This window comes from Kitasatospora sp. NPDC049258 (assembly GCF_040678895.1).
Classification (GTDB): domain Bacteria; phylum Actinomycetota; class Actinomycetes; order Streptomycetales; family Streptomycetaceae; genus Kitasatospora.
Map to the genome: position 1 here is coordinate 1 of NZ_JBFAQT010000082.1, position 6,561 is coordinate 6,561.

At 73.4% G+C, this 6,561-nt stretch carries 6 protein-coding genes; 4 read left to right on the forward strand and 2 right to left on the reverse strand.

Annotated features, from left to right (window positions below; genetic code table 11):
• Window positions 1–363: 363 nt before the first annotated feature.
• The 3 genes from lpdA (at window position 364) to AB0K43_RS31030 (ending at window position 4,228) form a co-directional block, all read left to right on the forward strand.
• A complete protein-coding gene (gene lpdA / locus AB0K43_RS31020; protein WP_363645692.1) occupies window positions 364–1,752 on the forward strand; it encodes a dihydrolipoyl dehydrogenase in 1,389 nt (462 codons plus the stop codon).
• Between the two features lie 57 nt (window positions 1,753–1,809).
• Complete coding sequence (sucB, locus tag AB0K43_RS31025) at window positions 1,810–3,552, forward strand: 2-oxoglutarate dehydrogenase, E2 component, dihydrolipoamide succinyltransferase (RefSeq protein ID WP_363645694.1); 1,743 nt, start codon at window positions 1,810–1,812, stop codon at window positions 3,550–3,552.
• 160 nt (window positions 3,553–3,712) lie between these two features.
• Window positions 3,713–4,228 (forward strand): DUF4240 domain-containing protein, encoded by a 516-nt coding sequence (locus AB0K43_RS31030; RefSeq protein WP_363645696.1) that lies wholly within the window; start codon window positions 3,713–3,715, stop codon window positions 4,226–4,228.
• 35 nt (window positions 4,229–4,263) lie between these two features.
• On the opposite strand, the gene AB0K43_RS31035 is transcribed toward AB0K43_RS31030, so the two are convergent.
• Both AB0K43_RS31035 and AB0K43_RS31040 read right to left on the reverse strand, forming a co-directional pair.
• The gene (locus AB0K43_RS31035; RefSeq protein WP_363645698.1) at window positions 4,264–5,247 is read right to left on the reverse strand and encodes a DUF2510 domain-containing protein; all 984 of its coding nucleotides are present in this window, start codon (window positions 5,245–5,247) and stop codon (window positions 4,264–4,266) included.
• A gap of 86 nt (window positions 5,248–5,333) precedes the next feature.
• Window positions 5,334–5,840 (reverse strand): GNAT family N-acetyltransferase, encoded by a 507-nt coding sequence (locus AB0K43_RS31040; protein ID WP_363645700.1) that lies wholly within the window; start codon window positions 5,838–5,840, stop codon window positions 5,334–5,336.
• Between the two features lie 48 nt (window positions 5,841–5,888).
• On the opposite strand from AB0K43_RS31040, the gene AB0K43_RS31045 reads away from it, so the two are divergent.
• On the forward strand, window positions 5,889–6,561 hold a 673-nt coding region (locus tag AB0K43_RS31045), incomplete at its 3' end, for a TIGR01777 family oxidoreductase (RefSeq protein WP_363645702.1).

Genomic DNA, 6,561 nt, shown 5'->3' on the forward strand with positions numbered 1-6,561 from the left:
ACCGCGAGGGCGCCGGGCCCCTTTGGCATTACCAGCCGGTAACGGGCTTCGCAATCAGATCGCCTGTTCGCCTCCGGCGAAACTTTGTTCCGCAGAGCGGAAGCCGGTGGGGGCACCGCCCCGCCGTCGGGCCCTTCGGCCCTGCCCTGGCACGGGTTTGAGCTGCGAGAATAACCACACGTACGGGCTGCTCGGCCGCCCGTGGACGGCCCCGCGGGGCCCGTCGGGGCAGCCCCCGACGCCAGCCGCCGCCAACAAGTGCAAAGATGTATTTCCGGCACGACTGGGCGCCTTACAAAGGCTTCCGACCCACCGGACCGCGACCGGCCCGGCGAACCGCACCCCTTGCATGGAGGACGTGACGTGGCGAACGACGCCAGCACCGTTTTCGACGTAGTCATTCTCGGAGGCGGAAGCGGCGGTTACGCCGCGGCGCTCCGCGCCGCCCAGCTGGGTCTGAGCGTCACCCTGATCGAGAAGGGTGAGCTCGGCGGCACCTGCCTGCACCGCGGCTGCATCCCCACCAAGGCCCTGCTGCACGCGGCCGAGATCGCCGACGAGACCAAGGAAGCCGCCGAGTTCGGCGTCCTGGCGACCTTCCAGGGCATCGACATCAACGGTGTCCACAAGTACAAGGACGACGTGGTCAGCGGCCTGTACAAGGGCCTGCAGGGCCTGGTCGCCTCGCGCAAGGTCAACTACATCACCGGCGAGGGCAAGCTCTCCTCGCAGACCTCGGTGGACGTGAACGGCCAGCGCATCGAGGGTCGCCACATCATCCTCGCCACCGGCTCGGTGCCGAAGTCGCTGCCCGGTCTGACCATCGACGGCGACCGGGTCATCTCCTCGGACCACGCCCTCAAGCTCGACCGGATCCCGAAGTCGGCCGTCATCCTCGGCGGCGGCGTGATCGGTGTCGAGTTCGCCTCCGTCTGGAAGTCCTTCGGCGTCGACGTCACCATCGTCGAGGCCCTGCCGCACCTGGTGCCGCTGGAGGACGAGAACTCCTCCAAGCTGCTGGAGCGTGCCTTCCGCAAGCGTGGCATCAAGTTCGAGCTCAAGGCCCGCTTCTCCGGTGTCGAGTACACCGCCGACGGCGTGCGCGTCTCCACCGAGAACGGCAAGCAGATCGACGCCGACCTGCTGCTCGTGGCGATCGGCCGCGGCCCGGTCTCGGCCGGCCTCGGCTACGAGGAGAACGGCGTCGCGCTGGACCGCGGCTACGTCCTGGTCGACGAGTACATGCGCACCAACGTGCCGACCATCTCGGCCGTCGGCGACCTCGCCCCGACCCTGCAGCTCGCCCACGTCGGCTTCGCCGAGGGCATCCTGGTGGCGGAGCGCCTGGCCGGCCTCAAGGCCGTGCCGATCGACTACGACGGCGTGCCGCGGGTCACCTACTCCAACCCGGAGGTCGCCTCGGTCGGCATCTCCGAGGCCAAGGCCGTGGAGATCTACGGCAAGGACAAGGTCGTCACGCTCAAGTACAACCTGGCCGGCAACGGCAAGAGCAAGATTCTGAAGACCGCCGGCGAGATCAAGCTCGTCCAGGTCAAGGACGGCGCCGTGGTCGGCGTCCACATGGTCGGCGCCCGGATGGGCGAGCAGGTCGGCGAAGCCCAGCTGATCTACAACTGGGAGGCGCTGCCGGCCGAGGTCGCCCAGCTCATCCACGCCCACCCGACCCAGTCCGAGGCCCTCGGCGAGGCGCACCTGGCGCTGGCCGGCAAGCCGCTGCACGCGCACGACTGATCACGCCGCAAGCACCCCCATTCCTGTACGCAAGACTTGATAGGAGTCGCTGAAACCATGGCGGTCTCAGTAACACTGCCCGCACTGGGCGAGAGCGTGTCCGAGGGCACCGTCACCCGCTGGCTCAAGGCCGAGGGTGAGCGCGTGGAGATGGACGAGCCGCTGCTGGAGGTGTCGACCGACAAGGTCGACACCGAGATCCCGGCCCCGGCCTCCGGCATCCTTGCCTCGATCAAGGTCGGCGAGGACGAGACCGTCGAGGTGGGCGCCGAGCTGGCGGTCATCGACGACGGCTCCGGCGCGCCGGTCGCCGCTGCCGCCCCGGTGGCCGAGGCCGCTCCGGCCCCCGTCGCCGCTGCCCCCGCCCCCGTGGCCGAGGCGCCCGCCGCCCCGGCTGCTCCGGCCCCCGTCGCCGCCGCGCCGGCCGCGCCGGCCGCGGACGCCACCCCGGTCCTGCTGCCCGCCCTGGGCGAGAGCGTGTCCGAGGGCACCGTCACCCGCTGGCTCAAGGCCGAGGGTGACACCGTCGAGGTCGACGAGCCGCTGCTGGAGGTGTCGACCGACAAGGTGGACACCGAGATCCCGTCGCCGGTCGCCGGTGTCGTGGTCAAGATCCTGGTCGGCGAGGACGAGACCGCCGAGGTCGGCGCCCAGCTCGCGCTGATCGGCGCGGCGGGTGCGGTTGCCGCCGCTCCGGCTGCCCCGGCCGCTCCGGCTCCGGCTCCGGCCGCGCCGGCTCCGGTGGTCGAGGCTCCGGCCCCGGTCGCCGCCGCCCCGGCCGCCCCGGTCGCCGCTCCGGCGCCCGTCGCCGCCGCCCCGGCCCCGGCCGCCCCGGTCGCCGCCGTTCCGGTGGCTCAGGCCGCTCCGGCCGCCGACGGCGGTGACGCCTACGTCACCCCGCTGGTGCGCAAGCTCGCCGCGGAGCAGGGTGTCGCCCTGTCCGCCGTCACCGGCACCGGTGTCGGCGGTCGGATCCGCAAGCAGGACGTGCTGGCCGCCGCCGAGGCCGCCAAGGCCCGGGCCGCTGCCCCGGCCGCCGCCGCGAAGGCCCCGGCCACCGTCGCCGAGGTCTCCCCGCTGCGTGGCACCACGGTCAAGATGTCGCGCCTGCGCTCGGTCATCGCCAAGCGCATGGTCGAGTCGCTCCAGGTGTCGGCCCAGCTGACCACCGTGGTCGAGGTGGACATCACCAAGCTGATGCGCCTGCGGGCCAAGGCGAAGGCCGGCTTCGAGGCCCGCGAGGGCGTCAAGCTGTCCCCGATGCCGTTCTTCGTCAAGGCCGCCACCGAGGCGCTGAAGGCCCACCCGGTCGTCAACTCCCAGGTGAACGAGGCCGAGGGCACCATCACGTACCACGGCGCCGAGCACGTGGGCATCGCGGTGGACACCGAGCGCGGTCTGCTCGTCCCGGTCATCCACGACGCGGGCGACCTCAACATCGCCGGCATCGCGAAGAAGACCGCCGACCTGGCGGCCCGTACCCGCGACAACAAGGTCACCCCGGACGAGCTGGGCGGTGGCACCTTCACCATCACCAACACCGGCTCGCGCGGCGCGCTGTTCGACACCCCGATCATCAACCAGCCGCAGGTGGCGATCCTGGGCATCGGCGCCGCCGTCAAGCGCCCGGTGGTCATCAACCACCCGGACCTGGGCGAGACGATCGCGGTGCGCGACATGGTCTACCTGGCTCTGTCCTACGACCACCGGATCGTGGACGGCGCCGACGCCGCCCGCTACCTGGGCACGGTCAAGGCCCGCCTGGAAGAGGGCGCCTTCGAGGGCGACCTCGGCCTCTAGTCCGGCCGCACCCGGTGCCCCGCTCGTCCTCGGACGGGCGGGGCACCGTCGTTTCCCGGCCCGGCGGGCCGTCCGTGCCGGCCCGCCGGCGGATTCCCCGGCCGCCCCGCCGTGCGCCGCGTGTGCGCGGGCCGGGGTGAGCGGGGATGCTGGAGCGGTGATGTACGAGACGGACTTCTGGCAGCTGATCGACGAGACCAGGGACGCGGCCGACGGCGACCCGGACGACCAGGCCGAGGCGCTGGTGGAGCGCCTGGTGCAGCTGACGCCCGACGATGTGATCGACTTCGCCCGGCTGTTCGAGGCCAGGTTCCAGCGGGCGTACCTGACGGAGCTGTGGGGCGCCGCATACCTGATGCTGGACGGTGCCTCGGAGGACACCTTCGACTACTTCCGGTGCTGGCTGATCGGGCAGGGGCGGGAGGTGTTCGAGGGCGCCGTGCACCAGCCCGACGCGATGGCCGAGCTGGTGGCGGACTTCGACGAGGAGGAGGACGGCGAGGCGGAGGACCTGGGCTACGCCGCCGACGAGGCGTACGAGCAGCTCACCGGGTTGCCGCTGCCCGACCTCGGGCTGGAGCAGCCGGCCGGCCCCGAGGGTGAACCCTTCGACTTCGACGACCCCGGGGAGATGGCGAAACGGTTCCCCCTGCTGTGGGAGCGCTTCGGGGAGTGAGCGGGCCCGGCCCTGGCGGGCCGGGCCGGGTCACCTCAGGCGCCGCTGCCGGCGTTGGTGGAGCGGATGCCGGCGACGATCTGCTCCAGCACCGCGGCCTTGGGCGCCAGCGGGTCGTCGTCCACCCCGCCGTGCAGCAGCACGAAGCCGCCGCCCTCGGCCGGCGCCGCGACCATCAGGACATAGCCGCTGGCGCCCTGCTCCGGGGTGACGTACCAGCGCACGGCGTAGCTGTCGACGCCCGCGACGGTGATCGGGCCGGAGGTCAGGTCGCGGTGGCCGAGCAGCTTGCCGAAGATAGCGGGGGCGTAGTTGGCCATCGCCGCCTCCGCCGCGATCTTGGCGTCGGTGCCCGGGAACGCCTGCGCCTCGATCGAGAACTGGCCGCGGACGCACTGCTCGGACAGGCCGCAGTCGTACGGGCCGCTGGTGGCGTGCATCGAGGCGACCGCGGTGGCGTCCCTGGCCGTCCAGCCCGACGGCACGGTGACCCGCAGCGCGTGCTGGGCGTCGGTGACCGTGGTCGAGGCACCCGTGCTGGGTGACGGGCTGGGCCGCGGGCTCGGGCTGCGCGAGGGCGGGGCGGACCTGGTGGCACTGGCCGAGGCGGACGGGGAGGGGGACGGCGGGGGCGGCGCGGGGTCGTCGCCCCCGCGGGTGTAGGCGAAGCCGATCGCGGCCGCCGCGAGCAGCACCACCACGACGGCGATGCTGATGCCGATCACCAGCCCGTTGCGCTTGGGCTCCGGCGGCGGCCCCGGGTAGCCGTAGCCGCCGAGCGGGCCCTGCGGCGGGTAGCCGTAGGCGGGCTCGGCGGTCGGCGGGAACGCGGGCTGCACCGGCGCGACGGGCTGAGCGGGGGCCGGGCTCTCCCAGGCCTGCGTCGGCGCGTCGGCGAGCTGGCCGGCCGTGGGCGCGCCGCTCTGGCGTACGTCGGCGGTCCAGGCGCTGCCGTCCCACCAGCGCTCCTGGGACGTCCCCTGGACGGGGTACCAGCCGGGAGGGATCGAGTTGGTCACCCCCGCAACGGTACCGGCCCCGCACCGGCGGACGGCAGGGGCGGACGGGTCACGACTTGGCACGCCGGGACCGTCCGCCCGGGCACTCACCCGGACAACTGACGGCCCATCAGCACATCGTCCACGTAGCAGCCTTCCAGCAGGAACTCGCCCGGCAGGACGCCGTCGATCCGGAAGCCGCGGCGCTCGTACAGCCGGCGGGCCGCGGCGTTGGGGCCGAGCACCCGCAGGGTCATCCGGCGGGCGCCCTCGGCGCGGGCGGCCGCGCAGGCCGCCTCGACCAGTGCGTCGCCGACGCCCTGACCGCGGGCCTCGGGCAGCACGCCCAGCCCCTGGATCTGGCGGATGTGGCGGTTGCTGGCGAGCGGGGTGGGCGGCACCTGGCGGATGTAGCCGACCACCCGGCCGGCCAGCTCCGCCAGCAGGAACTGCTCCGGGGTGTGCCGCTCGTCGAAGAGCACGGCGTCCTCGGCCCGCCGGGGGGCGACCTCGCTGACCGGGGACCAGACGGCGCGGTCGAGGGCGAGCAGGGCCGGCTCGTCCTCGACTCCGGCCGGACGTATCGTCAGATCGCTGGTTCGCATGCCCGACATGGTAGGCCGTGCCCCCGACCCCGGCCCCGGGGCTGCGAGGATGGCAGCATGCGTATCGCGGTCACGGGTTCCACAGGTCTGATCGGTTCGGCGCTGGTCCGCTCGCTGCTGGCGGACGGCCACCGGGTGGTGCGGCTGGTACGGCAGCGCGGCCGGACCGGACCGCAGCCGGACGGCACCGTCGGGGTGGGCTGGAACCCGCGGCTGATGAGGGTGGACACGGCGGGGCTGGCGGGTGTCGAGGCCGTGGTGCACCTGGCCGGCGCCGGGGTCGGCGACCGGCGGTGGACCGACTCGTACAAGCAGGAGATCCGGGACAGCCGGGTGCTGGGCACCGAGGCGATCGCCGGTGCGCTGGCCGAGCTGAAGGACCCGCCGGCGGTGCTGGTGAGCGGCTCGGCGGTGGGCTACTACGGCCAGACCGGCGCCCGGGTGATCGACGAGACGGCCCCGGCCGGGCAGGACTTCCTGGCCTCCGTCTGCGTGCAGTGGGAGGAAGCGGCCCGGCCGGCCGCCGAGGCGGGCATCCGGGTGGTGCACCCCAGGACCGGGCTGGTGCTCTCGGCGGGCGGCGGCGCCGGGGCCCGGCTGCTCCCGGTGTTCAAGCTGGGGCTGGGCGGCCGGCTCGGCTCCGGCGAGCAGTACTGGAGCGTGATCTCGCTGGCGGACCAGGTCGCGGCGCTGCGCTTCCTGATCGACACCCCGCAGCTGAGCGGCGCGG

Bases quoted from the DNA above. Each gene is read 5' to 3' on its own strand.
- sucB (WP_363645694.1), top strand. From the start codon at position 1,810: ATGGCGGTCTCAGTAACACTGCCCGCACTGGGCGAGAGCGTGTCCGAG.
- AB0K43_RS31030 (WP_363645696.1), top strand. From the start codon at position 3,713: ATGTACGAGACGGACTTCTGGCAGCTGATCGACGAGACCAGGGACGCG.
- AB0K43_RS31040 (WP_363645700.1), bottom strand. From the start codon at position 5,840: ATGTCGGGCATGCGAACCAGCGATCTGACGATACGTCCGGCCGGAGTC.